The sequence below is a fragment of the Stenotrophomonas indicatrix genome (assembly GCF_050573115.1).
Classification (GTDB): Bacteria; Pseudomonadota; Gammaproteobacteria; order Xanthomonadales; family Xanthomonadaceae; genus Stenotrophomonas; species Stenotrophomonas lactitubi_A.
This window is the reverse complement of sequence record NZ_JBNYZT010000007.1, coordinates 95,741-120,166: the sequence shown is the minus strand read 5'-3', so window position 1 is coordinate 120,166 and position 24,426 is coordinate 95,741. Positions and strand designations below refer to the sequence as shown.

The 24,426-nt window shown below is 66.9% G+C and carries 19 protein-coding genes; 5 read left to right on the top strand and 14 right to left on the bottom strand.

Annotated features, from left to right (window positions below; all coding sequences use genetic code 11):
- Window positions 1–83: 83 nt before the first annotated feature.
- The 3 genes from ACQ5SA_RS16430 to glnA form a co-directional block, all read right to left on the bottom strand.
- On the bottom strand, window positions 84–1,514 hold the full coding sequence (locus ACQ5SA_RS16430; protein WP_499315031.1) for an ammonium transporter: 1,431 nt from the start codon (window positions 1,512–1,514) through the stop codon (window positions 84–86).
- A 22-nt stretch (window positions 1,515–1,536) separates the two neighbouring features.
- Complete coding sequence (locus tag ACQ5SA_RS16425) at window positions 1,537–1,875, bottom strand: P-II family nitrogen regulator (RefSeq protein WP_004134334.1); 339 nt, start codon at window positions 1,873–1,875, stop codon at window positions 1,537–1,539.
- Window positions 1,876–2,224: 349 nt separating this feature from the next.
- Entirely contained in the window at window positions 2,225–3,634 is a 1,410-nt protein-coding gene (glnA, locus tag ACQ5SA_RS16420; RefSeq protein ID WP_089241713.1) for a type I glutamate--ammonia ligase, read from the bottom strand.
- 219 nt (window positions 3,635–3,853) lie between these two features.
- Between glnA and ACQ5SA_RS16415 the strand changes: the two genes are divergently transcribed.
- Both ACQ5SA_RS16415 and ACQ5SA_RS16410 read left to right on the top strand, forming a co-directional pair.
- On the top strand, window positions 3,854–4,648 hold the full coding sequence (locus ACQ5SA_RS16415; protein ID WP_089241715.1) for an undecaprenyl-diphosphate phosphatase: 795 nt from the start codon (window positions 3,854–3,856) through the stop codon (window positions 4,646–4,648).
- 73 nt (window positions 4,649–4,721) lie between these two features.
- The gene (locus ACQ5SA_RS16410) at window positions 4,722–5,546 is read left to right on the top strand and encodes an META domain-containing protein (RefSeq protein ID WP_499315029.1); all 825 of its coding nucleotides are present in this window, start codon (window positions 4,722–4,724) and stop codon (window positions 5,544–5,546) included.
- A gap of 141 nt (window positions 5,547–5,687) precedes the next feature.
- On the opposite strand, the gene ACQ5SA_RS16405 is transcribed toward ACQ5SA_RS16410, so the two are convergent.
- The 9 genes from ACQ5SA_RS16405 to ACQ5SA_RS16365 all read right to left on the bottom strand — a co-directional run bounded on the left by ACQ5SA_RS16405 (window position 5,688) and on the right by ACQ5SA_RS16365 (window position 14,656).
- A complete protein-coding gene (locus ACQ5SA_RS16405) occupies window positions 5,688–6,299 on the bottom strand; it encodes a YbhB/YbcL family Raf kinase inhibitor-like protein (RefSeq protein ID WP_353098203.1) in 612 nt (203 codons plus the stop codon).
- A gap of 10 nt (window positions 6,300–6,309) precedes the next feature.
- Window positions 6,310–8,388: a tetratricopeptide repeat protein gene (locus ACQ5SA_RS16400; protein WP_499315028.1), complete on the bottom strand. Its 2,079-nt coding sequence runs from the start codon at window positions 8,386–8,388 to the stop codon at window positions 6,310–6,312.
- Between the two features lie 56 nt (window positions 8,389–8,444).
- On the bottom strand, window positions 8,445–9,479 hold the full coding sequence (locus ACQ5SA_RS16395) for a YheT family hydrolase (protein WP_499315204.1): 1,035 nt from the start codon (window positions 9,477–9,479) through the stop codon (window positions 8,445–8,447).
- Window positions 9,480–9,486: 7 nt separating this feature from the next.
- Window positions 9,487–10,278, bottom strand: coding sequence for a lysophospholipid acyltransferase family protein (locus ACQ5SA_RS16390; protein WP_089241724.1), 792 nt, complete (start codon window positions 10,276–10,278; stop codon window positions 9,487–9,489).
- A gap of 119 nt (window positions 10,279–10,397) precedes the next feature.
- A complete protein-coding gene (locus ACQ5SA_RS16385; RefSeq protein WP_089241726.1) occupies window positions 10,398–10,832 on the bottom strand; it encodes a hotdog fold thioesterase in 435 nt (144 codons plus the stop codon).
- A 10-nt stretch (window positions 10,833–10,842) separates the two neighbouring features.
- Window positions 10,843–12,894: a phospholipase D family protein gene (locus tag ACQ5SA_RS16380; protein ID WP_499315027.1), complete on the bottom strand. Its 2,052-nt coding sequence runs from the start codon at window positions 12,892–12,894 to the stop codon at window positions 10,843–10,845.
- Entirely contained in the window at window positions 12,891–13,508 is a 618-nt protein-coding gene (locus tag ACQ5SA_RS16375; protein WP_230110684.1) for a YceI family protein, read from the bottom strand. The genes ACQ5SA_RS16380 and ACQ5SA_RS16375 overlap by 4 nt, the downstream gene beginning before the upstream one ends.
- 4 nt (window positions 13,509–13,512) lie before the next feature.
- Window positions 13,513–13,989 (bottom strand): SixA phosphatase family protein, encoded by a 477-nt coding sequence (locus ACQ5SA_RS16370; protein ID WP_032977995.1) that lies wholly within the window; start codon window positions 13,987–13,989, stop codon window positions 13,513–13,515.
- Between the two features lie 37 nt (window positions 13,990–14,026).
- On the bottom strand, window positions 14,027–14,656 hold the full coding sequence (locus ACQ5SA_RS16365) for a ParA family protein (RefSeq protein WP_230110686.1): 630 nt from the start codon (window positions 14,654–14,656) through the stop codon (window positions 14,027–14,029).
- A 122-nt stretch (window positions 14,657–14,778) separates the two neighbouring features.
- Here ACQ5SA_RS16365 and ACQ5SA_RS16360 point away from each other — a divergent pair, with 122 nt between their 5' ends.
- Window positions 14,779–16,263, top strand: a complete 1,485-nt coding sequence (locus ACQ5SA_RS16360) for an AAA family ATPase (RefSeq protein ID WP_100554343.1) — start codon at window positions 14,779–14,781, stop codon at window positions 16,261–16,263.
- 568 nt (window positions 16,264–16,831) lie between these two features.
- On the opposite strand, the gene ACQ5SA_RS16355 is transcribed toward ACQ5SA_RS16360, so the two are convergent.
- On the bottom strand, window positions 16,832–17,467 hold the full coding sequence (locus tag ACQ5SA_RS16355) for a tetratricopeptide repeat protein (protein ID WP_353098207.1): 636 nt from the start codon (window positions 17,465–17,467) through the stop codon (window positions 16,832–16,834).
- Window positions 17,468–17,636: 169 nt separating this feature from the next.
- Between ACQ5SA_RS16355 and ACQ5SA_RS16350 the strand changes: the two genes are divergently transcribed.
- Window positions 17,637–21,323 carry an indolepyruvate ferredoxin oxidoreductase family protein gene (locus ACQ5SA_RS16350; protein WP_499315025.1) on the top strand — a complete coding sequence of 1,229 codons (3,687 nt, stop codon included), beginning with the start codon at window positions 17,637–17,639 and terminating at the stop codon, window positions 21,321–21,323.
- Window positions 21,324–21,411: 88 nt separating this feature from the next.
- Here the strand turns inward: ACQ5SA_RS16350 and ACQ5SA_RS16345 are convergent, their stop codons facing one another.
- Window positions 21,412–22,026, bottom strand: a complete 615-nt coding sequence (locus tag ACQ5SA_RS16345; protein WP_499315023.1) for a DUF938 domain-containing protein — start codon at window positions 22,024–22,026, stop codon at window positions 21,412–21,414.
- Window positions 22,027–22,774: 748 nt separating this feature from the next.
- On the opposite strand from ACQ5SA_RS16345, the gene ACQ5SA_RS16340 reads away from it, so the two are divergent.
- Window positions 22,775–24,406, top strand: coding sequence for a TldD/PmbA family protein (locus ACQ5SA_RS16340; RefSeq protein WP_499315021.1), 1,632 nt, complete (start codon window positions 22,775–22,777; stop codon window positions 24,404–24,406).
- Window positions 24,407–24,426 lie beyond the last annotated feature (20 nt).

Sequence of the window (24,426 nt, the reverse complement as noted above, 5' to 3'; positions counted from 1 at the left end):
CCCAACAGGGCAGGAGCAGTGCCAAGCAAGCTTGGCAGCTACCAGAACGGGCGGGCGGCCCGTGCGGGCCGCCCACCACTGCATCAGGCCTCGTAGGCCGATTCACCATGCGAGGTCACATCCAGGCCGGTACGCTCGGCCTCCTCGGTCACCCGCAGGCCGACCACCACCTTGACCAGCAGCAGGATGGCCGCGGTCACCACGGCCGACCAGACCACGGTGAGGCCGACGCTGACCACCTGCACCCATACCTGGTGGCCGATATCCAGATCGGCCTTGGTGCCGCCCAGCGACTGCGCGCTGAACACGCCGGTGAGGATCGCGCCGACGATACCGCCCACGCCATGCACACCGAACACGTCGGCAGTGTCGTCCACCTTCAGCAGACGCTTGAGGCCGGTCACGCCCCACACGCAGACCACGCCGGCCACCAGGCCGATGACGATCGCGCCGAGCGGGCCAACAGTGCCGCACGCCGGGGTGATGCCGACCAGACCCGCCACCGCACCCGAGGCTGCGCCCAGTGCCGACGGCTTGCCCTTGCTGATCGCTTCCACCAGCGTCCAGCCAAGCACCGCGGCAGCGGTCGCCAGCACGGTGTTGAGGAAGGCCAGCGAGGCAACCGTGTCGGCTGCAGCGGCAGAACCGGCGTTGAAGCCGAACCAGCCGACCCACAGCAGCATCGCGCCGATATAGGTGAATGGCACGTTGTGTGGCTTCAGTGCAGTCTGCCCATAGCCCAGGCGCTTGCCGACGAACCATGCAGCCACCAGACCGGCCACGCCGGCGTTGATGTGCACCACGGTGCCACCGGCGAAATCGATCGCGCCCATCTCACCCAGGTAACCACCACCCCAGACGATGTGTGCCATCGGGATGTAGCTGAGGGTGAACCACAGCGCAGAGAACAGCAGCACCGCGCGGAACTTGATGCGCTCGGCGAAGGCACCGACGATCAGCGCGGTGGTGATGCCGGCGAACGTCGACTGGAAGGCGACGAACAGGTAATCCGGCAGGCCCTTGATCGGCGTGTTGCCCACCGACTCCGGGGTGAAGCCCTTGAGGAAGGCGAATTCGGTGAACGAGCCGAAGAACGGATTGCCGGCACTGAACACTGCGCTGTAGCCATAGGCCACCCACAGCAGCAGCACCAGCGAGAACACCACCAGGATCTGGCTGAGCACCGACAGCACGTTCTTCGAACGCACCAGGCCACCGTAGAACAGGGCCAGGCCCGGCACCACCATCAGCAGCACCAGCAGGGTGGAGGTGAGCATCCAGGCGACGTCGCCATGGTCATAGGCGGGCGCAGCCACCGCTTCAGCAGCAGCCGGCGCAGCGGCAGTCGGGTCCTGCAGGGGTTCGACGGCCACGGCCTCGCTCTGCAGCGGCGTGACCTGGGCCTGGGCATGTGCAGTGCCCGGCCAGACACCGGCGGCCAACGTGCTGAACAGCATCAGCAGGCACACCAGATGGAACCGGGCTTGCCACCCGGTGAGTAGGCGCATCTTCATGGGGGAGTCTCCGGAAGGGGGCTTACAGTGCGTCGGCGCCGATTTCGCCGGTGCGGATGCGGATGACCTGCTCGACAGCGGTCACGAAGATCTTGCCGTCGCCGATCTTGCCAGTGCCTGCAGACGACTGGATCGCTTCGATCACGGCGTCGGCACGCTCGTCGGTGACGACGGTTTCGATCTTGATCTTCGGCAGGAAGTCGACAACGTACTCGGCACCGCGATACAGCTCGGTGTGGCCCTTCTGGCGGCCGAAGCCTTTCACTTCGGTCACGGTGATGCCCGACACGCCGGCATCGGACAAGGCCTCGCGGACCTCGTCGAGCTTGAACGGTCGGATGATGGCGGAGATCAGTTTCATGCGCATGTCCCGATGGTGGATGGGGCCAGCGCGCGAACGCGCGATGGCATCAGGCAACCACGGGCCATCGTGGTGATGGCCGTGGCTGTTGCACCGGACACGAACCGGGCCGGGACAGCCGTGCCTCTCTCCTTGCACGGCCGACGCGGGAGGGAGGGCGGCCCATGTCGCGTATCCGGTCTCTCTCTTGCCCCTGGATCAGGGGTCCTTGGCGTGGGGTCAGAGCCCTTTCATGCATGAAAGGGATCCGACCCCGTGCAACGACCCCGATCTGACCGCGGCTCCCCAGCCGCGAAGACGGAGGCGATGGCGGCAGGTGGGAGGGGTTACCCACCGCCATCGCAACCGGTCAGCTGGCGTAGTACAGCTGGTATTCCAGCGGGTGGGTCGCCGCGCGGAACTTGGTCACTTCCTGCATCTTCAGCGCGATGTAGCCGTCGATGAAGTCATCGCTCATCACGCCACCGGCCTTGAGGAACTCACGGTCCTTGTCCAGCGCTTCCAAGGCCTGGTCCAGCGAGGAGCAGACCTGCGGGATCAGCTTCTCTTCTTCCGGCGGCAGGTCGTACAGATCCTTGTCGCTCGGTGCGCCCGGGTCGATCTGGTTCTTGATGCCGTCCAGGCCGGCCATCATCAGCGCGGTGAAGGTCAGGTAGCCCGACTGGATCGGATCGGGGAAGCGCATTTCAATGCGGCGTGCCTTCGGGTTGGACACCCACGGAATGCGGCACGAGGCCGAACGGTTGCGCGCCGAGTAGGCCAGCATCACCGGCGCTTCGTAGCCCGGCACCAGGCGCTTGTAGCTGTTGGTGCCCGAGTTGGCGAAGGCGTTGATGGCCTTGGCGTGCTTGAAGATGCCGCCGATGTACCACAGCGCCATCTGGCTCAGGCCGCCGTAACCGTCACCGGAGAACAGGTTGGTTCCGCCCTTGGACAGCGACTGGTGCACGTGCATGCCGCTGCCGTTGTCGCCGACGATCGGCTTGGGCATGAAGGTGACGGTCTTGCCGTTGCGGTGGGCGACGTTCTTGATGACGTACTTCATCCGCAGCAGTTCGTCGGCCTTCTGCACCAGGGTGCTGAACTTGGTGCCGATTTCGCACTGGCCGGCGGTGGCCACTTCGTGGTGCTGCACTTCCACTTCGATGCCGACCTGTTCCAGGGTCTTGCACATCTCCGCACGCAGGTCGTGCAGGGTGTCGGTCGGCGGAACGGGGAAGTAGCCGCCCTTCACGCCGGGACGGTAACCGCTGTTGGCGCCGTCGTACTTGGCGCCGCTGTTCCACGCCGCTTCTTCCGAATCGACCTGGAAGAAGGTGTGGCCCATTTCATTGGCGAAGCGCACCGAATCGAAGATGAAGAATTCCGGCTCCGGGCCGAAGAACGCGGTTTCGGCGATGCCCGAGGACTTCAGGTAGGACTCGGCGCGCTTGGCGATGCCGCGCGGGCAACGGCCATACGGCTGCATGGTGGCCGGGTCGAGGATGTCGCAGCTGATCACGATGGTCGGATCGGCGTAGAACGGGTCGACGTAGGCGCTGGCGGTATCCGGCAGCAGCACCATGTCCGATTCGGCGATGCCCTTCCAGCCGGCGATCGAGCTGCCATCGAACATCTTGCCTTCTTCGAACAGCGACGGCTCGACGATGCTGACCGGGAAGGTCACATGCTGTTCGACACCACGCATGTCGACGAAGCGCAGATCGACGAACTCGATCTGGTTGTCCTTGATCAGCTTCTCTACGGTTTCCACGGACATCGGTACGACCTCGGATGGGGATGAATGCCTGCTGAGGTACAGCAATGACCGTGCCAACTTTTCTGCCTTCACAAGTCGTTGATTTCAAAGATCCCGCACCGCCAGGGTGCAAACCAGCGCGCACCAAAGCAGTGCGCGGATGTCCGCACGCACCCGTTTGGTGCGGCATGGATCGTCTATTCTTTCGAGCTTCTTCCGCCGCCCGCGCCCGCACCGTCCATGTCCGATCTGCTCTCCGCCCTGCTGCTGGGCATCCTCGAAGGCTTGACCGAATTCCTGCCGATCTCCAGCACCGGCCACTTGCTGATCGCCCAGCACTGGCTGGGCGCGCGATCGGATTTCTTCAACATCATCATCCAGGCCGGTGCGATCCTGGCCGTGGTGCTGGTGTTCCGCCAGCGCCTGCTGCAGCTGGCCACCGGCTTCGGCCAGCGCGAGAACCGTGAGTACGTGTTCAAGCTCGGCGCGGCCTTCCTGGTGACCGCTGTGGTCGGCCTGGTGGTGCGCAAGGCTGGCTGGTCGCTGCCGGAAACCGTGAGCCCGGTGGCCTGGGCGCTGATCATCGGCGGCATCTGGATGCTGCTGGTGGAGGCCTATACCGCGCGCCTGCCTGATCGCGACCAGGTGACCTGGACGGTGGCCATCGGCGTCGGCCTGGCGCAGGTGGTGGCCGGTGTGTTCCCCGGTACCTCGCGCTCGGCCTCGGCGATCTTCCTGGCCATGCTGCTGGGCCTGAGCCGCCGCGCGGCCGCTGCCGAGTTCGTGTTCCTGGTCGGCATCCCCACCATGTTCGCCGCCAGCGCCTACACCTTCCTGGAACTGGCCAAAGAAGGAAACCTGGCCAGCGAGAACTGGACCGACGTCGGTGTCGCCTTCGTTGCCGCCGCCATCACCGGCTTCGTCGTAGTGAAGTGGCTGATGGGCTACATCAAGTCGCACCGCTTCACGGCCTTCGCTCTTTACCGCATCGCCCTGGGCGCTGCGTTGCTGCTGTGGTTGCCCTCCGGCAGCTGAACAGCGCCGGGGCACGGCAACCCCGTTGCCGGCCCCGATCCGTTTCCCCCTCGGTTCCCCAAGGAGAATCACCATGAACCGCAAGCTCACCCTGCTCCTCCCGCTGGCCCTGCTGGCCGCCTGCAGCCAGACCCCCGCCCCGGCCGGTACCGGTGGTGACGACCTGGCCCCGGCTGCGGCCAAGGCCGGCGACCAGAAGGCGCTGGCACATCTGGATGCGCAGCGCCTGCAGAGCCAGCACTGGCTGCTGCAGCAGGCCACCGCGGCCGATGGCAAGCGCATCGATGCGCTGTTCGCCCGCGAAGACAAGCCGGTCACCCTGGACTTCGCTGATGGCCGCCTGTCGGTCAGCAACACCTGCAACCGCATGGGCGGCGGCTACACCCTGGCCGACGGCAAGCTGAGCGTCAGCGCGATGGCCTCGACCATGATGGCCTGCACCGACAAGGCGCTGATGGCGCTGGACGAAGCCGTCTCCAGCCGTCTGCAGGGCGAACTGAAGACCGAACAGGACGCCAACGGCGTGCTGACCCTGACCACCGCCAAGGGCGACGTGCTGGTGTTCAACCCGGAACCGACCGCTGAAACCCGCTATGGCGGCGCCGGCGAGACCGTGTTCCTGGAAGTGGCTGCGAAGACCCAGAAGTGCTCGCACCCGATGATCCCGGACTACCAGTGCCTGCAGGTGCGCGAAGTGAAGTTCGACGACAAGGGCCTGAAGCAGGGTGAGCCGGGCGCGTTCGAGAACTTCTACGGCAGCATCGAGGGCTACACCCACGAAGACGGCGTGCGCAACGTGGTACGCGTGAAGCGCTACGAAGTGAAGAACCCCCCAGCCGATGCGCCGTCGCAGGCGTACGTGCTGGACATGGTGGTCGAGTCGGCCATCGAGAAGTGATGTAGAGCCGACCGCCGGTCGGCTGACTCTTGAAGGGCGGCCGCGAGGTCGCCCTTCTTCGTTGTGGGTAGAGCCGGCCGCTGGCCGGCTGCCACGTACAGCGGATGCCGGCCAGCGGCCGGCACTACCTGAAGCCTGGTATCAGGCCAACGCCGGGTTCAACGTGTAGGTACCGTGCAGCGCCGCTTCGGCCAGCACGTGGCCGTGCATGGCCCGATATGCATCGGCGGCGGTGAAGCGCTCCGGCAACGACAGCGTGGCCACATCCAGTGCGAACACGCGGAAGAAGTAGCGATGCACGCGCTCGTCGTTGAACGGCGGGTACGGGCCGTCGTAGCCGAGGTAGTCACCGGCCATGTCCGGATTGCCGGCGAACCAGCCGGTGAAATCGTTCAGGCCCTGGCGGCTGCCGGCCGGGCCAGCCGGCGCGGTCTTGCCCTTCACCACGAAGCCATCGCTGCAGCTGCCCGCGGCAATCTCCTGCACCGAGGCCGGGATGTCGGCCATCACCCAGTGCACGAAATCACCGCGCGGCTGATCGCGCGGCACGCTCATGTCGTCGCGGCCGACCGTCTCCGGCACCGTCGGTACGTCCGGGTCCACGCATACCAGCAGGAACGAGCGGGAGCCGTCGGGCACGCCGCTCCAGGCCAGGTGCGGATTGCGGTCGGGGGCGAAGCCGTCGGCATCGCCGGCGGCGAACTCACGGTCGATCGGCGCAGCGTTGACCAGGCTGTGACTGCTCAGTTGCATCTGATGCTCCTCACTCTTCCGGGTAACCCAACCGCACCGCGACCGGGGTGAGCTGGGCGAAGGCGGCGCCCATCACGTCGCGATACCTGCGCCAGTGGCCGGCAGGCAGGCGCGGTGCACCCAGCTGTGCAGCCGGCGGCATTGGACGGCCGAACACGCGGCCCAGCAGGTCGGCCATCGCATGTGCATCGTTGCCGATGTCGTCGATGCGCAGCAGCACGTGCGGATACAGGTCCTCTTCGTGCAGCGCGGCGATCTGGGTCAGCGAACGCACCAGCCACTGGCTGGCTTCGGCCATCGAGGTCATGGCCAGCGGTGCGGCGGCACCATAGGCGATCCAGTCCAGCAGCATGTCGCGCGGGTCGCGCAGCACCAGCAGCAGGCGGCCCTGCGGCAGCTGCGGGCGCAATGCCCACAACAGCGCGTTGTCCCACCACAGCAGCCAGTCGATCACGGTGTCGGTTTCGAGGCCGCGGGCCGGCAGGTGTTCGCGCCAGCGCTCGACCAGGCGTTCCGGGCTCAGCACGCCCGACGCCAGGTCCTGCAGCGTGTTGTAGTTCTGGAAGGCATCGTCGGGTGGATTGGCGGTGTAACGGTCGCTGCGCAGTACCGGGCTGGCAGCCGCCAGGCCGGTCGCTACGCGTTCCACGCCCGAACCCGGGGCGCCCCACAGGAAGATCGGTGCTGAGCCACTGTCGCGCGTCGCTTCGTCGATGCTGGCCATCTCCGGCCAGCTCGGCGGTGCCTTGGCCTGCGGCGGCAGCGGCAGCCGCTGCGAGGCCTGGTCGGTCTGCAGCGCCATCCACGTACGCAGCGCTTCTTCCGGCTGCCCGGCGCGATCCTGGATTTCGCCCAGCCAGGTCCGCAGGTCGGCGCGGTGTCCTTCCGGTGCCTGTGCGATCAAGGCCTGCACGCGCTCCACAGCGGCGGCCGGATCACGCTGCAGCAGACCCTCGACGCGACGGCTTTCACCGCTGACGCGGCCCGGTTCCAGGGTGGTGATGCGCTCGGCGATGGCTTCGCCCTGCTCGTGTTCGCCGGCCATGTCATGCAGGCGCATGCGCGCTTCCAGCGCCGGCAGGTGGCCGGGCATCGCTGTCATCCAGCGCTCCACGGCGGCCACGGCGCCGGCACTGCCGACGTCTTCCACGGCCAGCCGCGCCAGCCACAGGTCATGCAGCTGGTCGTTGCTTTCCAGTGCGTCATCCAGACGTGCACGGGCTTCATCTTCGCGGCCCAGGCGCTGCCAGGACATCAGCAGCAGCTGCAGCACCTGGCGATCACCCTGCAGCGATTCCAGCAGCGGCAGCAGATGCTCCAGCGCCTGCAGCGGCTGGCCACTGCGCAGTGCCAGCTCGCCTGCCAAGCGGCGCATCGGCGGTACATCCAGCTCCGGCTGCTGCAGTGCCAACTGCATTGCCTCGGCCGCCGCCTCGACGTTGCCCTGGCGCAATGCCAGCTGCACCACCATGCCGTGCAGCGAGGACATCTTCGGGTTCAATGCCAGCACGCGACGGAACGCCTGCTCGGCGAACGCCAGCATGTCCTTGCCCAGATAGGCAAAGCCCAGTGCGTACAGCACGCGGGTATCGTCCGGCAGCGCCTGGCTGGCCGCCGACAGCAGCGCCAAGGCGCGGTCGGCGTCGCCACGGCGCAGCGCGACCATGCCATCGATGGTCAGCAGTTCGGGATGGTCCGGCTCCAGCCGCGATGCCAGGGTCGACAGCCGCTGGGCCTCGTCGAAATCGTTGCGGCCCACAGCCAGGTGCGCCTGCATCAGATAGGCGGGGAAGGCATTGGGGTCCAGCCCGGTGGTGCGCGACAGGGCTTCATCGGCCCCGTCGAACTGGCGCAGCGCCAGCAACAGGCCGGCGTGCTGCAGGTGCAGCTGCGCGTCATCGGGAGCCAGCTGCAGCGCCTGCTGCAGCGCCTCCATCGCGGCCTCGGCCTGGCCCTGCTGCTGCAGCGCAAGCGCCAGCCAGCGGTGGGCCTCGGCCTTGCCGGGTTCGTCACGGGTCCACGCCTGGGCCAGCTGCACGGCCTGGCCGGCATCGTTCTGGCGCAACGCTTGGAGGATCTGGTCTTGCATGGCCGTCCGGTTCAAGGTCAAACCCGCATTGTAGCGGGCCGCGCGCCGGTGCCGGTTCAGCCCGGCAGGACCCGCCGCAGACGCTGTGCGACCCAGCGTTCGGAGAAACCATCGCCGCGCCAGTTTTCCAGGAACCCACAATGGCCGCCCCAGCAGGCGGTTTCCAGGCGCGCCTGCTGCGGCAGCTGCCAATCGCGGAAGGTCGCGTAGGGGATCACCGGATCGTCCTTCGCCATCAGGATGTCGGCAGGTACCTGCAGCGTGGACAGGCGGTTGCCGGCGATCGAGTAGCCATCGAAATAGGCCTGCAACGAACCAAACGTGGTGTGCCGTTCGACCAGCCAGGCGGTCAGCGAACGGATGTCGAGGTTCAACACGCGGTCGTCGCAATCGCTCAGTTCGGGGAACAGATCGCGCTTGCGGCGCAGAGAGCCGGCCCACTTGCGGCGGAAGTACCAGTCGTACATCGCCGGGCCGTTCTCGATGTTCTCCATGGTCAGCCCCGGGTCCAGCACCGGGCAGACCGCGGCCACGTGCTGCAGCGGCACACCCGCGGCTGGCGCGCGCTGGGCCAGCCGCAGCACGAAGTTGCCACCCAGCGAGTAGCCGGCCGCAACCAGCGGCAGATCGGGCCAGCGCTGGGCGACATCGCCCGCAGCATGCACCACTTCGTCGATGAGGTTGGAGTGGAAGATGCCGGGATTGAGGTGATGGGTATTGCCGTGGTCGCGGAAGTTCAGCCGCACCACGTCGAACCCCTGCTCCAGCATGCGGGCAGCGGCCATGCGCATGTAGCTGGATTCGGCGCTGCCTTCCCAGCCATGCAGCAACAGGGCGATGCCGCGCGGTTCGCGCCCTTCGACATGGCTGTGCCAGCCCTGCAGGCGCACACCCTCGCCACCATCGAGGATCAGCTCGTCGCTGACCGCGCCGGTGGCAGCCAGCAGCAGCAGCCCGCGTTGCAGGCGCATGCGGCTGGAGCTGAGCATCGACTGCAGGTGCGGATTGCGCAGCCAGCGCGGCGGCTGATAGTCGGACGCGGTGAGCATCGGCGCATCAGCGTCGAGGGTCGGTGGCGGAAAAACGGCCACCATGGCCTCAATCCCCGCTCATGGCCGCCACGATGCGCGCGCGCGAGGTTTCCGCGATGCGCCGACGGCCTTCCAGGTCCTGGGTGCCGATCGGCTCCAGGAAATGCACTTCGGTATGCCGCGCCGGCTCACCGAGCAGGCGCAGGAAATTGGCGAAGAAACTCTCGCCCGGGCCGAAGGCCACGATGGTCTGTGCATCGCCGCGCACGCCATAGACCAGCGCCACCGGCTGCACCGGCACGCTGGTTTCGACTGCCGCCTGGAAGATGCGCGCATGGAACGGGCCAACGTCGTGGCCGCCGCGGGTGCGCCCTTCCGGGAACACGCCGACGGCCTTGCCGGCGCGCAGGCGATCGGCCATCACCTGCATCACCCCACCCAGCGATTCAGTGTTGCCACGCTGGTGGAAAATGGTCTGGCCGCGCGCGGCGAGCCAACCGACCACCGGCCAGCTGGCGATCTCGCGCTTGGCGACAAAGCCCATCATGCGCTGGCTGTGCAGGATGGAGATATCGACCCAGCTGACATGGTTGGCGACGAACAGCACCGCGCCCGGCAGCGGCTGGCCGACACGCGACAGGCGGAAGCCGAAGATCCACATCAGCCCGCCCTGCCACCAGTTCACCACTTTGGCGCCGAAGGTATCGTCGCCCACGCGCAGCTCGCCCCATGGCGGAAGCATGCCGATCAGGATCAGCGGCAGGAACACGGTGATGTGGACCAACAGCAGCGGTACGCGGTACAGGTAACGGCACACACGCGCCACGCCGCCGCGGGGGGCCGGAGTGGGGGAAGTCATCCGCGCACGATACCGGAGGGCTGCCATCGCTGCCAGCCGAATTCGGCCATAAGTCTCATTGACGGCGGCCATCGGCGGGGAACGCTGGGTTCCGCCGCCGTCACTGCTGCCGCGAAGGCTCAACCGTGCCCGGCCGCCACCACGGCCAGGGTCAGCCGCGAGATGCAGACCAGCCGGCCCTGTTCGTCCTCGATGCGGATTTCCCACAGCTGGGTGCTGCGGCCCACGTGCACCGCGCGCGCGGTGCCGGTCACCGTCCCCGAACGCACGGCGCGTACGTGGTTGGCGTTGATCTCCAGGCCCACGCAGATCTGCTTGGCGGTATCCACGCAGAGGTTGCCGGCGCTGCTGCCCAGGGTTTCAGCCAGCACCACCGAGGCGCCGCCGTGCAGGATGCCGTACGGCTGGCGGGTGCGCTCATCCACCGGCATGGTCGCCTGCAGCCAGTCCTCGCCAGCGGCACTGAAGACGATGCCCAAGGTGCTGATGGCGGTGTTCTGGCTGAGTGCGTTGAGCTGCTCGATGGAAACGGCTTCGCGGAATACCTGGGTCATGCGGCTACCTTCAGAGGATGGGGACGAGGCCGGCACCGAATGCGGTCAGCATGCGCACCAGCAGCCACTTCGGCCCGACGTTGACCTCGGGGAAGTCACCCACCGCGACATAGCAACGATGGAAATCGGCACTCTGCCGCGGCAGTGGCTGCGGGCAGTCCGGCCCCGGCTTGAACTCGTAGTCGGTGGCATAGCGCCACGGCCAGAAGTCGAGGATCGGCAGCGCCTCGGAGGCCTTGCCGACGCTGTAGTTCAGGCCGGACAGGACCGGCGGCTTGGCACGCGGCGCCACCGTCCAGGAGTTCTGCGGATGGGTATCGCGCAGGATGCTCTGCGCCAACTGCTCGGCGAAGGCCGGATCGTCGATGATCACCGCGCCTTCGGTGTTGTAGTTCTCGCTGCGCGGATCGAAGTTGTGGGTACCGACCACGCCGATACGGCGGTCGACCACCAGCGACTTGGCATGCAGGCCCATGCGCGCGCCCTTGCGGGTGACCGGCAGCGGCTTGTTGACCGCCTTGCTGCCCAGGAACGAGGGGCGCGTTTCGGTACGCAGCAGGCGGGTCTCGACTTCGCTGCCGGCGGCACGCCGACGCGCACGACCGTTCTCATAGGCACTGCCGGTACGCGGATGGATCACCCGCGGCGGTGGATCGTCCCCATCCGCAGTGGCCACCACGTCACCACCGCCACCGGCATTGCTGCCCGCTGCGCTGCCACCGATCAGCGGATTGCGGCCGGTATCGCTGCCCGGCGCTGCAATCGGGTCGGGCAACAGATTGCGGTAGTCGACCGGAGCATCGAGCGGGAACGGCTTGAATTCAAAGATGTTGAAGCCCAGCTCGCGCATGTTGCGCCGCTTGTACTTGTACGACAGCGCATACACGATCGGGTTGTCGGTGGCGGCCAGGCTGTTGCTGGATACCACCACGCGCGGCGGCTGCGGGCGCTTGCGCAGCTCGCGGAACAGCTTCTGCGCCGGCTTGGACAGCACCAGGTAGGGCGTCTGCAGGATCACTTCATGCTGTGCGTTGGAAATCAGTGCGTCCAGCTGCGGCTCGGTGACGTGCTGCCCGGCCAGTGGTGCGTCGGCGCGCTCGCGGCGATGCTTGCGCGGCAGATCGGCCACATAGCGCACCGAGGCGACCGGCAAGGCGGTGTCCACGAACGAGCGGGTGACGAAGTCGACGTCGTTGGCCTCCTCGCTGACCCGCTCCACCCGCTCGGGCCTGCGGAACTGTGCAGGCGGCAGCACCGGCACGCCCTGCTTGAGCAGGGTACGGCCGACATCGTTCAGGCGCTCGGCCGGCACGCTGCGCTGCGCGCGCCAGAAGGCATCGAAGTTGGCCGCCATCGCGCGTGCTTCGGGGCCGGCGATCAGCACGTCACGGTCGCGGAAGTTGTACTCGCGATCCCAGTCGTAATAGTCGTCCTGGTAATTGCGCCCACCGACCACGCCGATCGCATCGTCAACCACCAGCAGCTTGTTGTGCATGCGCTGGTTGAAGCGGCGGAAGCAGCACAGCACGCTGCCGGCATAGTCGAAGTAGTTCAGCCGGGCCTTGCCGAAGGTCGGGTTGTAGACCCGCAGCTGGAAGTTCTGGTGGGCGCCGGCCAGTGCGCCGAGGATCTGCAGGTCGGAGATCGCCGAAAGCTGGTCGATCAGCAGCCGCACCTTCACCCCGCGCCGCGACGCCGCCAGCAGCTCGTCGATGACCAGGCGGGCGCTGTCGTCCTTGTCGAAGATATAGGTCTGCAGATCGATGCTGCGGGTGGCGCTGCGCAGCAGGTTCAGGCGCGCCACCAGCGCGCCTTCGCCCTCGTCCAGCAGGGTGGCGTAGTGCCGCGGCTGTTCCGGGGTCGATTCGCTGAACGCCCGGCCGGCCAGGGCCCGCAGGGGCGAATCCAGCGCGCAGCGGTCGGCCTGCTGGCAATCCACCTGGGTCGAGCGCGCCTGCACGGCGATCGCCTCGGCGCGATCACGCTGGGCATGCGACAGCGACGCGCAGCCGCTGCCCAGCAACACGGTTGCCAGCACCAGTACACGCAGCAATGGATTCACGGTTTCGGCGCCTCGCTGAGGCGCGCACGCAGTACGAAAGTCACTCGGTCACTCAAGGCAAGCTGCCAGCTGTCCATACCATACCGGCCTCGTTGCACGGTACCGCGGCTGACGACGTCGCAATCATAGCCGGGTCGGGCGCATTCCGCTTTCTCGACCTTGAGCGTCTCCGGATGGCTGACGCCGCGCAGGGTCAGCCGACCGTCGATGCCCCCGCCGTCGGCCACCGTCTCCGGCCAGTACGGCAGTGAGTCGAACTCCACGAAGGGGTAACGGCCGGCGTCGAAGAACTCGGGGCCGCGCATCCAGCCGGTATAGCGGTCCTTGCCGGGGATCTCCACAGTGCGGGTGAACATCTTCAGGTGGACCTGGTGACGGCCATCGGACAGCACCTCGATTCGCCCCTCGAAACGTGGGAACACGCCCTCGATGCGCTGGCCGAACCGGGTGCGCACTTCGAAACCGATCTGCGAGCGCACCACATCCAGCTGCAACGTACGCGGCGACTCGGCCACGACCGCCGGCAGCGCGGTCGGTGGCGGTGCGGCGGCCCAGGCCGGGCCGATCGCCAGGACGACTGGCAGCAGGCAGCGGCCCGGCAACGCCACCCTCATCGGCTCACGGCCACCAGAAGGCGTTCAGGCTGGCCACGCCCGGTTCGATGGTCGCCTCGCGGGCAAAGCCAAGCACGGCCACGCCGCCCGGCGGCATGCCGCGGTAATCACTGCTGGTGCCATCGGTCATCAGCGCCACCAACTGCTCCAACCCGGGGTTGTGGCCGACGATCAGCACACGGTCCAGGTCACGACGCTCGTCCACCAGCGCCGCCAGGGTGCCCGGGGTGGCCTCGTAGATGCGGTCTTCCAGGCGCTTTTCGACATAGCCGATGGCCGCCATCACCGCTTCCAGGGTTTCGCGGGTCCGCCGCGAGGGGGAACACAGCACGCAATCGGGCAGCAGGTTGTTTTCCTTCAGCCACTTGCCGGCGGCTTCGGCTTCGGCGAGCCCCACCGGCGACAACGGCCGGTCAAGGTCGGCCTGGCCGGTGGTGGCCGGTTCGGCGTGGGCGTGGCGGAGCAGGATCAGTTCGCGCATTGCGGGATTCCAATAAAGGGATGGAGACCTACGGCTCTTACAGTTTCAGCCAGGACAACAGGGGTTCCCAGTCGGCCTGGTGCTCGCGCACCTGGGCGGAGCGGTAATCGAAAAGACTGCGACCCAGGCCGGTCATGACCACATAGCTCTGGCTGTCACGCAGCTGGGCGACCACCGGATACGGCCAGTCACCCAGCATCTGCAGGGCCTGCTGCGAGGTCTGGGTCCAAGGCTTGGTGCGGTTCAGCACCAGCCCGACCGGCAGCTTGCGGCTGTGCACGCGGGGGACCTGGGCCAGGCTGTTGAGGAAGCCGACGATGGCTTCGATGTCCAGTGCCGAGGGCAGCACCGGCACCACCACGGCATCGGCAGCGTCGAGGAAATGCGGGATATCGTCGGCCAGTGCGCCGGCCGGTGCGTCGATCACCACGGTTTCGGTACCGTCGGGCAGCTTCTGCGCCCATTGCTTCTTGCGGTACACGTCGATCGGCAATACCGCGCTTTCCAGCCCGGCCCGACGCTGTGCCCAGCGGGTGCTGGAACCCTGCGGGTCGGCATCGGCGATCACCGTGGCCTTGCCTTGCAATGCCGCGTACGCGGCCAGGTGGGTGGCGATGGTGGTCTTGCCCACCCCGCCTTTGGAACCGGCCACCAGGATCGTCTTCATGCCAGCCTCGCTTCCGGGTACGTGCTCCGAGCGTACACCGCCAATGGTGACGGAAGGTAGAGCCGTGCTGAACCCGTGCCCCGGCCTTTGCTATCGTGGCGCCCCCGAAGGACCGAACCGCCATGAGCGAACTGCAGGACCTGAGCGCACTGATCCGCGCCAACACGCCGTTGATCGTGGTCGAGACCCAGGATGAGGGTCGCATCGTCGAGCTGTTCCGGCAGACGCTGATGCATGTCTGGCGGGCCCTGCACCGCTGGTCGATCACCGAGGGCCTGCGCCGCATCGACCTGGAGCGCGAGGACGAGCCGGTCGGCCCGCCCGATGCCAGCGCCGCACTGCAGATGATCCGCCAGGCCGACCAGCGTGGCGTGTACCTGCTGCTCGATTTCCACCCCTACCTGGGCTATGCCAGCCACCAGCGTGCGCTGCGTGACCTGATCCAGCGCCGCCACAGCGAACCGCACGTGCTGGTGCTGATCGGCGCCAAGGTGGAGCTGCCGGCCGAACTGGAAGCCCTGGCGGTGCGCTTCAACCCGCGCCTGCCCGACGCCAATGCACTGTTGAAGATGCTGCGCGAGGAGGCCGATGCCTATGCACGTGAACACGGCGGGCGGCGGGTGGAAGTGGACAGCGAGGCGGTCAAGAAGATCCTGAAGAACCTGCAGGGGCTGAGCCTGGTGGATGCGCGGCGCATCGCGCGGCAGCTGATCTATGCCGATGGCGCGCTGCGCGACGACGACCTGCCGCAGCTGGCACGGCTGAAGTTCGAGCTGCTCAACCGCAGCGGCCACCTGTTCTTCGAGCATGACAGCGCGCGCTTCGGCGACGTGGCCGGGGCCAACCGGCTGAAGCGCTGGATCAACCAGCGTCGCGTCGCCTTCATCGCCGGCTCGGCACCGGCCGGGCTGGACCCGCCGCGCGGCATGCTGCTGCTGGGCGTGCAGGGCTGCGGCAAATCGATGCTGGCCAAGGCCACCGCTGCCGGTTTTGGCGTGCCGCTGCTGCGCCTGGACGTGGGCGCGCTGTACAACAAGTACCACGGCGAGACCGAAGCCAACCTGCGCCAGGCACTGGCCTCGGCCGAGCAGCTGGCGCCGTGCGTGCTGTGGATGGATGAGATCGAAAAGGGCCTGGCCACCGGTACCGAGGACGGTGGTGTATCGCGCCGCGTGCTCGGCTACCTGCTGACCTGGATGGCCGAGCGCAAGGCGCCGGTGTTCATTGTGGCCACCGCCAACCAGGTGCACGAGCTGCCCGCCGAGCTGCTGCGCAAGGGCCGCTTTGACGAGATCTTCTTCGTCGACCTGCCCTCGGCCGATGTGCGCGTGGAACTGCTGCGACTGCATCTGGGGCGGCGCCAGCTCAATGCCGACGACTTCGCGCTGCCGGCACTGGCAGCGGCGGCCAACGGGTTTTCCGGTGCAGAAATCGAGCAGGCGATCGTGGCGGGACTGTATTCGGCGCACGCCGAAGGCCGGCCACTGGATACCGAGCTGCTGATGGGCGAGATACGCACGTCGCGGCCGCTGTCGGTGTTGATGGCCGAGCAGGTGGCGGCGTTGCGGGAGTGGGCGTCGGGGCGCACGGTTTCCGCTGACGACTGAGGGTTTCCTGCGAACGGCGCAGCCCCTCGTGGGTGGTCGCTGAAGGCGCCAGCTGTGGTTTGGCCGGGCGGATAGGCTGCGCAGGGGTCGCTGCAAGTACGTCCCTGTAAGCTCGGTCGCCGCATCCATGCGGCTCACGCCCCTGCGCAGCCTACCCGCCCGGCCACGGACCGTTTCCGTGGGCGGCCAGCCACGGAAAAGAAAAAAGAAGAGCAAAAGCAAAAGCGGTTGGCTGGCCGCTTTTTGTAGCGCCGAGCCCACGCTCGGCTGCATTTCGATCAGATATCGAATATTCGATTCCAATGCAGATTCATCCACGCATGGCGTGGATCTACGTGTCGACCAAGGTCGACACCTACCAACAGCAGCGGGAACCTGTCAGAGGTGGGCCGGTGTGGGCAGGCAGGACCGTTGGCGCCATGGATGGCGCCATCGAGCCCCCAGGGACGGGTTTACGGCGTGTCCTGCCTGTCCACACCGCCCCGCCACCCCTCAGCAAACCCGCTTCTGCAGTTGCTTCGGCTTCGGCCTCTGCGGGTGCCGGGTGCAACCCGGCCGAACCCCAACCTCAGGGCCAGGCCGGAGGCGCGGCCGCCCAGGCCTGCTGTACTTCGGCCAACGTCGCGCGTTCGTCATCGCGCCAGCCCGGCAACAGCTGCGCGTAACGACTGCTGTCGCGCCATTGCCCCGGCTCGGTCCGCACGGCAGCGGCATACCACTTCACCGCTTCCTGCTGCTGGCCGGCCCGCCACAGCGCCAGCGCATAGCTCGGCGGCACCCAGCCAGGATTGCTGCGCAGGGTGCTGGCAGCGGCCTGCCACTGTTCCAGCGCGGCCAGCGCCTGGCCCTGCCGCAGCAGGTCCCAGCCATAGTTCCAGCGTACGCTGCGGCCCAGCGCGCTCTGCACCGGCGCTTCGGCCAGTGCCTCGCGATAGAGTTTGTCGCCCAGTTCTGCGCGCCCCTGCGCAATGGCCACCGACGCCAGCTGCGCCGTGGCTTCCAGCCCCTTGCGGCCACGCTCGCGATGCTTCAGCAGCTGTGCCACCAGGTCTTCGCCTTCACCCTGCACCACCGTGATCGGCGCGGCTGCGGCGTCGCTGTCGAAATAGAACTCCTGCGGTGCCGGCAATGCCGGCGCGGCCCACACAGTGGCCGCTCCCGAGACCAGCAACACGCTGGCCAGGAACTGTCCTGCAACTGACATCCAAATTCCCCCAGGTTGAAACACCAACCTCCCTCTCTCTCCCCGATCCTAACCCCAGCAAGGCCTTGGCGCGAGTGCCGGGGCCGTTGCCCCCCACTGTTACAATTCGCGCCTTTCCCGCCGCGTGTACCTGCGCGGCCGGTGCCAGCCGATCCTGACCAGGCCAGCCATGACCAGTACCGCGCAACTCACCTCGCCCGCTTCCGCCGACCTGCTCGACCGTGATTACACGCTCGATCACAAGTACACCCGCAACGAAGGACGGATCTACCTGAGTGGCGTGCAGGCGCTGGTGCGGCTGCCGCTGATGCAGCGCCTGCGCGACGAAGCCACCGGCATCGACAGCGCTGGCTTCATCAGTGGCTATCGCGGCAGCCCGCTGGGCGGCTTCGACCTGGAACTGTGGCGTGCGCGCAAGCACCTGGAAGCGGCCAAGGTGAAGTTCACCCCGGGCCTCAACGAGGACCTGGGCGCGACCATGGTGTGGGGCACCCAGCAGACCAACCTGTTCCCCGGCGCCAACGTGCAGGGCGTGTTCGGCATGTGGTACGGCAAGGGCCCGGGCGTGGACCGCTGCGGCGACGTGTTCAAGCACGCCAATGCCGCCGGCACTTCGCGCCATGGTGGTGTGCTGGCCCTGGCCGCCGATGACCACGCCTGCCGCAGCTCGACGCTGCCGCATGGCAGCGAGGACGAATTCGTCAGCGCGATGATGCCGGTGCTGAACCCGGCCGGGGTGCAGGACATCCTCGACATGGGCCTGCTCGGCTGGGCGATGAGCCGTTACACCGGGCGTTGGGTCGGCTTCAAGACGATCGCCGAGACGGTGGAATCGTCGGCCTCGGTCGAGGTCGACCCGCTGGCCCGGCGCATCGTGCTGCCGGAAGACTTCGACATGCCTGTCGGTGGCCTCAACATCCGCTGGCCCGATCCGCCGCTGGACCAGGAGATGCGACTGCACCGCTATGCGGTGAAAGCCGCGCAGGCCTTCGCGCGTGCCAACGGCATCGACAAGGTGGTGATGGACGCACCGCGGGCGCGGCTCGGCATCGTCACCACCGGCAAGAGCTACCTGGACGTGCTGCAGGCGCTGGAATACCTGGGCCTGGACGAGCAGGCCTGCGCCGACATCGGCATCCGCGTGTACAAGGTCGGCATGACCTGGCCGCTGGAACCGGAAGGCATTGCACGCTTCGCGCAGGGCCTGGAAGACATCATCGTGGTGGAGGAGAAGCGTGCCTTCATCGAGCGCCAGATGAAGGAGCAGTTCTTCAACTGGCCGGCCAGCTGGGGCCAGCGCCCGTCCATCGTCGGCAAGTACGACGAGGCCGGCGAGTGGATCCTGCCGTCCACCGGCGAACTGACCCCGGCCACCATCGCCGGCGTGATCGGTCGTCGCATCCAGAAGTTCTTCAACAACGAATCCATCGAGCAGCGCCTGCAGTGGATGCAGGAAAAGGAAGCCGAGCTTGCGTTGCCACGCGCCAGCTTCCCGCGCGTTCCGCACTACTGCTCCGGCTGCCCGCACAACACCTCCACCACCGTGCCGGAAGGCTCGCGTGCGCTGGCCGGCATCGGTTGCCATTACATGGTGACCTGGATGGACCGCAGCACCGACACCTTCACCCACATGGGTGGCGAAGGCGTGACGTGGGCCGGGCAAGCCGCGTTCACCGATACCCAGCACGTGTTCCAGAACCTGGGCGACGGCACCTATTTCCACAGCGGTTCACTGGCGATCCGCCAGGCGATCGCCGCCGGCGTCAACATCACCTACAAGATCCTGTACAACGATGCCGTAGCGATGACCGGCGGCCAGCCGGTGGACGGCCCGCTGAGCGTGCCGGACATCGCAAAGCAGATGCGCGCCGAAGGCATCCACACCATCATGGTGTTGTCGGACAACATCGCCAAGTGGACGCGCCAGCGCGAGCATTTCCCCAGCGACGTGGAGTTCCACGACCGCAGCGAGCTGGACGCGGTGCAGAAGCGCCTGCGCGAAGTGAAGGGTGTTTCGATCCTGATCTACGAACAGACCTGCGCCACCGAGAAGCGTCGCCGTCGCAAGCGCGGCAAGCTGGAAGATCCGGCCAAGCGGGTGATGATCAATTCGCTGGTCTGCGAAGGCTGCGGCGACTGCGGCAAGAAGAGCTTCTGCGTGTCGGTGCTGCCGAAGGAAACCGAGTTCGGGCGCAAGCGCGACATCGACCAGTCCAACTGCAACAAGGACTATTCCTGCGTCAACGGCTTCTGCCCGAGCTTTGTCACCGTGCACGGTGGCCAGCCGCGCAAGGGCAGCAAGCGCGATGCCTCCACGCTGCTGGACAGCCTGCCGGCACCGGTGGTGCGCGGCACCCTGGAGCAGCCCTGGAACATCCTGATCACCGGCGTTGGCGGCACCGGCGTGGTGACCATCGGCGCCCTGCTGGGCATGGCCGGCCATCTTGAAGGCAAGGGCGCCTCGGTGCTCGACCAGACCGGGCTGGCGCAGAAGGGTGGCGCGGTGACCACGCACATCCGCATCGCCCGTCGCCCCGAGGATATCCACGCGGTGCGCATTGCCGCCGGCGAAGCCGACCTGGTGGTGGGCTGCGACATGGTGGTGGTGAACGATTACTGGGCACTGTCGAAGGTGCGCGCCGGCCGTTCGCAGGTGGTGCTCAACACCTATGAAGCGATGCCGGGCACGTTCACCACACGCCCGGACATGCAGTTCCCCGCCGCCGACATCATCGCCGGCGTGCGCGTGGCCCTGGGTGGCGAAGAGCCGCTGCTGCTGGACGCGACCCAGCTGGCGACCGCATTGCTCGGTGATGCGATTGCCGCCAACCTGTTCATCCTCGGCTACGCCTGGCAGCAGGGGCTGGTGCCGCTGTCGTTCGAGTCGCTGATGCGTGCCATCGAACTCAACGGTGCGGCCGTGGCGATGAACCAGCAGGCTTTCGCTTGGGGGCGACTGGCTGTGGTCGACCCGCAGGCCGTACAGCAGGCGGCAGGCGTGGTGCGCAACCGCCATACCGACACCGAGAACACGCCGGGCCCGCTGCATGCACTGCCGCCGGGCGAATGGGAAGGCAACGAGTGGGGCGCTACCGCCGCACCGCGCAACACCGGTGATGAGCGCGAGCTGCGTGGGTTGCCGACGCATGGTGGCGATGTCGCCTTCCTGCCGTTGGACGATGCACGCCTGTCGCGCTCGCTGGACGAGATGATCGAGCGCCGCTCGGCATTCCTGACCGACTACCAGGATGCCGCCTACGCCAACCGCTACCGCACACTGGTCGAGCGCGTGCGCGCGACCGAAGCCGAGCGCATCGGCGGTTCCACCGCGTTGACCGAAACCGTGGCCCGCTACCTGTTCAAGCTGATGGCGTACAAGGACGAGTACGAAGTGGCGCGCTTGTACACCAGCGGCGATTTCCAGCGCCGCCTGCAGCAGCAGTTCGAGGGCGATTACCAGCTGCGCTTCCATCTGGCCCCGCCGCTGTTCGCCAAGAAGGACGAGCAGGGCCGGCTGCAGAAGAAGGAATACGGCCCGTGGATGTTCAAGGCGTTCGGGCTGCTGGCGAAGCTGAAGTTCCTGCGCGGTAGTCGCTTCGACGTGTTCGGCCGCACCGAAGAGCGCCGCATGGAACGCCAGCTGATCGGCGACTACGAGGCGACCGTGCAGGTGCTGCTGGATGGCCTGGATGATGACCGCCTGGCACTGGCGGTGGAGATCGCCAGCGTGCCCGAGCACATCCGCGGCTTCGGTCACGTCAAGGAAGCCCACTTCGAGAAGGCCAAGGCCCGCGAAGCGGTGCTGCTGGCGCAGTGGCGCAACCCGAAGGCGCTGCATATCGTGCAGGTAGCGTAATAGCGGCAGATGGTAGTGCCGGCCGCTGGCCGGCATCTACCCTTCCCTGACAATGTGTTGCCGGCCAGCGGCCGGCACTACCGGTGGTTCACCCCAACCGCCACAGAAGCAGCCGGTTGTTGGCCGGCATCGCCATGTCACCCAACCGGGTAAACCCGTTGTCGGCCGCCAGCGCCTGCACCGCTTCGATATCGCGGATGCCGCTACGCGGATCACGCGCTTTCAGCCAGCCATCAAACTGCGCGTTGCTGTCGCTGCTGTAGCGACCGCCGTAATTGAACGGCCCGTATACCGCCAGCAGCGCGCCATGGCGCAGCTCCGACGGCAGCGCGGCGAACAGGGCCTGCACGTAATCCCAGCCCATGATGTGCAGGGTGTTGGCACTGAATGCCGCATCGAAGGTGCTGCCTTCTGGCAGTACGAGACCCGGCGCAGGCGGCAGTTCCACCTGCAGCGCCACCGGCGGCAATAGGTTCAGCAGCGCCGCCTCCGCACGCCAGGCCTTGATGCCGGGCAGATGATCGGGATGGTCGCTGGGCTGCCAGCGCAGCCATGGCCAGCGCTCGGCGAAGAAGGCCGCATGCTGGCCGGTGCCGCTACCGATCTCCAGCACCCGGTGGCGATCTCCCATCCACGGGTCGAGCGCAGCGGCGATCGGTTCGCGGTTGCGTTCGCAGGCTTCTGAATACGGCTTGCTCGACATCGAGACGGCGTCCAGGCGGGGTCGGGCTCATTGTGCACGAGGGGGTTACTGAGCAGGGCTGCGCCCTGCACCCGTAGAGGCCGAAGCCGAAGCAACTGCAAAAGCTGACTTCCTGTGAGATGGCGGGGTGGGTCCGGTTGAGGGGGACGCCGTAAACCCCCCTCCGGGGTCCGGCCCAGCCGCTGGCGGCTGTGCGTTCGGGCGCTTGCGAAGCAGTGCTTCGCAAGCAAAGCGCCCTCACCCATGGGGGCTTGGTCGCGGCATCCATGCCGCTCACACCCCCTCAACCGGACCCACCCCGCCTTCGACAGTTGACCGCGATCTGTCGGAACGGCTCTTGGGGTCAGATCCGTTTTCCGCAGGAAAACGGATCTGACCCCGGGTTCATTTCGATATCTGACAGATGTGTCGATCAAGGTCGACACCTACCAACAGCCGCAGGAATCTGTCAGAGGTGGGGCGGTGTCGGATTGCGGGGTGTCCGCGGCATGGATGCCGCGGCCAAGCCCCCAGGGATGGGTTTACGGCGTCCCCGCAATCCGACACCACCCCGCCAACCCACGGATAGCCAGCTTCTGCCGTTGACGTTGACGTTGATTCGGCAGGTGCAGGGCTGCAAGCCCTGCCGAAACCCACCCCTACCATGACTGCAGTCACTTGCCCGAATGCCCGCTGCTGGCGAAAGTCGGGGAGTTGACGTGATCGGATCGGTCCTTTGCCGGCCGCACGGAAGTGAGAGAGAGACGCAGTGCAACGACGTGAGTTCCTGGCATTTTCCGGTCTGGGCCTGGCGGGCCTGGTCCTGCCGCATTCGCGGCTGATCGCCGCCGAGCAGTTGCTGGCCCCGGTCGACCCGGCCAAGCGCCGACGCCTGGCCGAGGTCGCCCTTGCCGCCGCGCGCGCGGCCAAGGCCGGCTACTGCGACGTGCGCATCGGCCGCTACCTCAACCAGTCGGTGATCACCCGCGAACACCAGGTCGGCAACGTGACCAACCGCGAATCGTCCGGTGTGGGCGTGCGAGTGATCGTCAACGGTGCCTGGGGGTTCGCCGCCACCCACCAGCAGACCGAATCGGCAGTACGCGCCGCCGTCGAACAGGCCACGGCCATCGCCCGCGCCAATGCCAGCATCCAGACCCGTCCGGTGCAGCTGGCGCCCACCCCGGCAGTAGGCGAGGTGCGTTGGCAGACACCGATCCGCCGCAATGCGATGGAAGTGCCAATCCAGGACAAGGTCGAGCTGCTGCTGGCGCTCAATGCGGCCGCGCTGAATGCGGGCGCCGACTACATCAATTCCACCCTGTTCCTGGTCAACGAGCAGAAGTACTTCGCCTCCAGCGACGGCTCGTTCATCGACCAGGACATCCACCGCATCTGGCTGCCATTCACCGCCACCGCCATCGACAAGGCCAGTGGCAAGTTCCGCACCCGCGCCGGCTTGTCCTCGCCGATGGGCATGGGCTACGAATTCCTCGACGGAGACGCGCGCGGCAAAGTGCAGCTGCCCGGTGGCATCACGGCGTACCGCGACTCCTATGACCCGGTCGAGGACGCCATCGCTGCCGCCCGCCAGGCCCGCGAGAAGCTGAAGGCGCCCTCGGTGAAGCCCGGCAAGTACGATCTGGTGCTGGATCCGTCCAACCTGTTCCTCACCATCCACGAGAACGTCGGCCATCCGCTGGAGCTGGACCGCGTGCTCGGCTACGAAGCCAACTACGCCGGCACCAGCTTCGCCACCCTGGACAAGCGCGATGCCGGTTTCCGCTGGGGCAGTGACATCGTCACCTTCTTCGCCGACAAGACCCAGCCGGGCAGCCTTGGTGCGGTCGGCTACGACGACGAAGGGGTGAAGACCCAGCGCTGGGACCTGGTGCGCGACGGCATCCTGGTCGATTACCAGGCCACCCGCGATGAGGCGCACATCCTCGGCCGCGACGCCTCGCATGGCTGCAGCTATGCCGACTCGTGGTCCAGCGTGCAGTTCCAGCGCATGGCCAATGTCTCACTGGCGCCGGGCAAGAAACCGCTCAGCGTCGAAGACATGATCAAGGACGTGGAGAACGGCATCTACATCCACGGCCGAGGCTCCTATTCCATCGACCAGCAGCGCTACAACGCGCAGTTCGGCGGCCAGCTGTACTACCAGATCAAGAACGGAAAGATCACCGGCATGGTCGAGGATGCGGCCTACCAGATCCGCACGCCGGAGTTCTGGAACGCCTGCACCGCCATCTGCGATGAACGCGATTTCCGCCTCGGCGGTTCGTTCTTCGACGGCAAGGGCCAGCCCGGCCAGGTCTCAGCGGTCTCGCACGGTTCGTCCACCACACGCTTCAACGGCATCAACATCATCAACACCGCGCGCAGTCTCGGCGCTTGAGTATTCCCATCATCGACGTG

What these genes read in the sequence shown, in the direction of transcription:
- ACQ5SA_RS16400 (WP_499315028.1), bottom strand. Translation starts at nt 8,388, where the DNA reads ATGCAAGACCAGATCCTCCAAGCGTTGCGCCAGAACGATGCCGGCCAG.
- ACQ5SA_RS16345 (WP_499315023.1), bottom strand. Translation starts at nt 22,026, where the DNA reads ATGTCGAGCAAGCCGTATTCAGAAGCCTGCGAACGCAACCGCGAACCG.
- ACQ5SA_RS16365 (WP_230110686.1), bottom strand. Translation starts at nt 14,656, where the DNA reads ATGAAGACGATCCTGGTGGCCGGTTCCAAAGGCGGGGTGGGCAAGACC.
- glnA (WP_089241713.1), bottom strand. Translation starts at nt 3,634, where the DNA reads ATGTCCGTGGAAACCGTAGAGAAGCTGATCAAGGACAACCAGATCGAG.
- ACQ5SA_RS16370 (WP_032977995.1), bottom strand. Translation starts at nt 13,989, where the DNA reads ATGCGCGAACTGATCCTGCTCCGCCACGCCCACGCCGAACCGGCCACC.
- ACQ5SA_RS16375 (WP_230110684.1), bottom strand. Translation starts at nt 13,508, where the DNA reads ATGAGGGTGGCGTTGCCGGGCCGCTGCCTGCTGCCAGTCGTCCTGGCG.
- ACQ5SA_RS16390 (WP_089241724.1), bottom strand. Translation starts at nt 10,278, where the DNA reads ATGACTTCCCCCACTCCGGCCCCCCGCGGCGGCGTGGCGCGTGTGTGC.
- ACQ5SA_RS16405 (WP_353098203.1), bottom strand. Translation starts at nt 6,299, where the DNA reads ATGCAACTGAGCAGTCACAGCCTGGTCAACGCTGCGCCGATCGACCGT.
- ACQ5SA_RS16410 (WP_499315029.1), top strand. Translation starts at nt 4,722, where the DNA reads ATGAACCGCAAGCTCACCCTGCTCCTCCCGCTGGCCCTGCTGGCCGCC.
- ACQ5SA_RS16385 (WP_089241726.1), bottom strand. Translation starts at nt 10,832, where the DNA reads ATGACCCAGGTATTCCGCGAAGCCGTTTCCATCGAGCAGCTCAACGCA.
- ACQ5SA_RS16360 (WP_100554343.1), top strand. Translation starts at nt 14,779, where the DNA reads ATGAGCGAACTGCAGGACCTGAGCGCACTGATCCGCGCCAACACGCCG.
- ACQ5SA_RS16425 (WP_004134334.1), bottom strand. Translation starts at nt 1,875, where the DNA reads ATGAAACTGATCTCCGCCATCATCCGACCGTTCAAGCTCGACGAGGTC.
- ACQ5SA_RS16430 (WP_499315031.1), bottom strand. Translation starts at nt 1,514, where the DNA reads ATGAAGATGCGCCTACTCACCGGGTGGCAAGCCCGGTTCCATCTGGTG.
- ACQ5SA_RS16415 (WP_089241715.1), top strand. Translation starts at nt 3,854, where the DNA reads ATGTCCGATCTGCTCTCCGCCCTGCTGCTGGGCATCCTCGAAGGCTTG.
- ACQ5SA_RS16350 (WP_499315025.1), top strand. Translation starts at nt 17,637, where the DNA reads ATGACCAGTACCGCGCAACTCACCTCGCCCGCTTCCGCCGACCTGCTC.
- ACQ5SA_RS16355 (WP_353098207.1), bottom strand. Translation starts at nt 17,467, where the DNA reads ATGTCAGTTGCAGGACAGTTCCTGGCCAGCGTGTTGCTGGTCTCGGGA.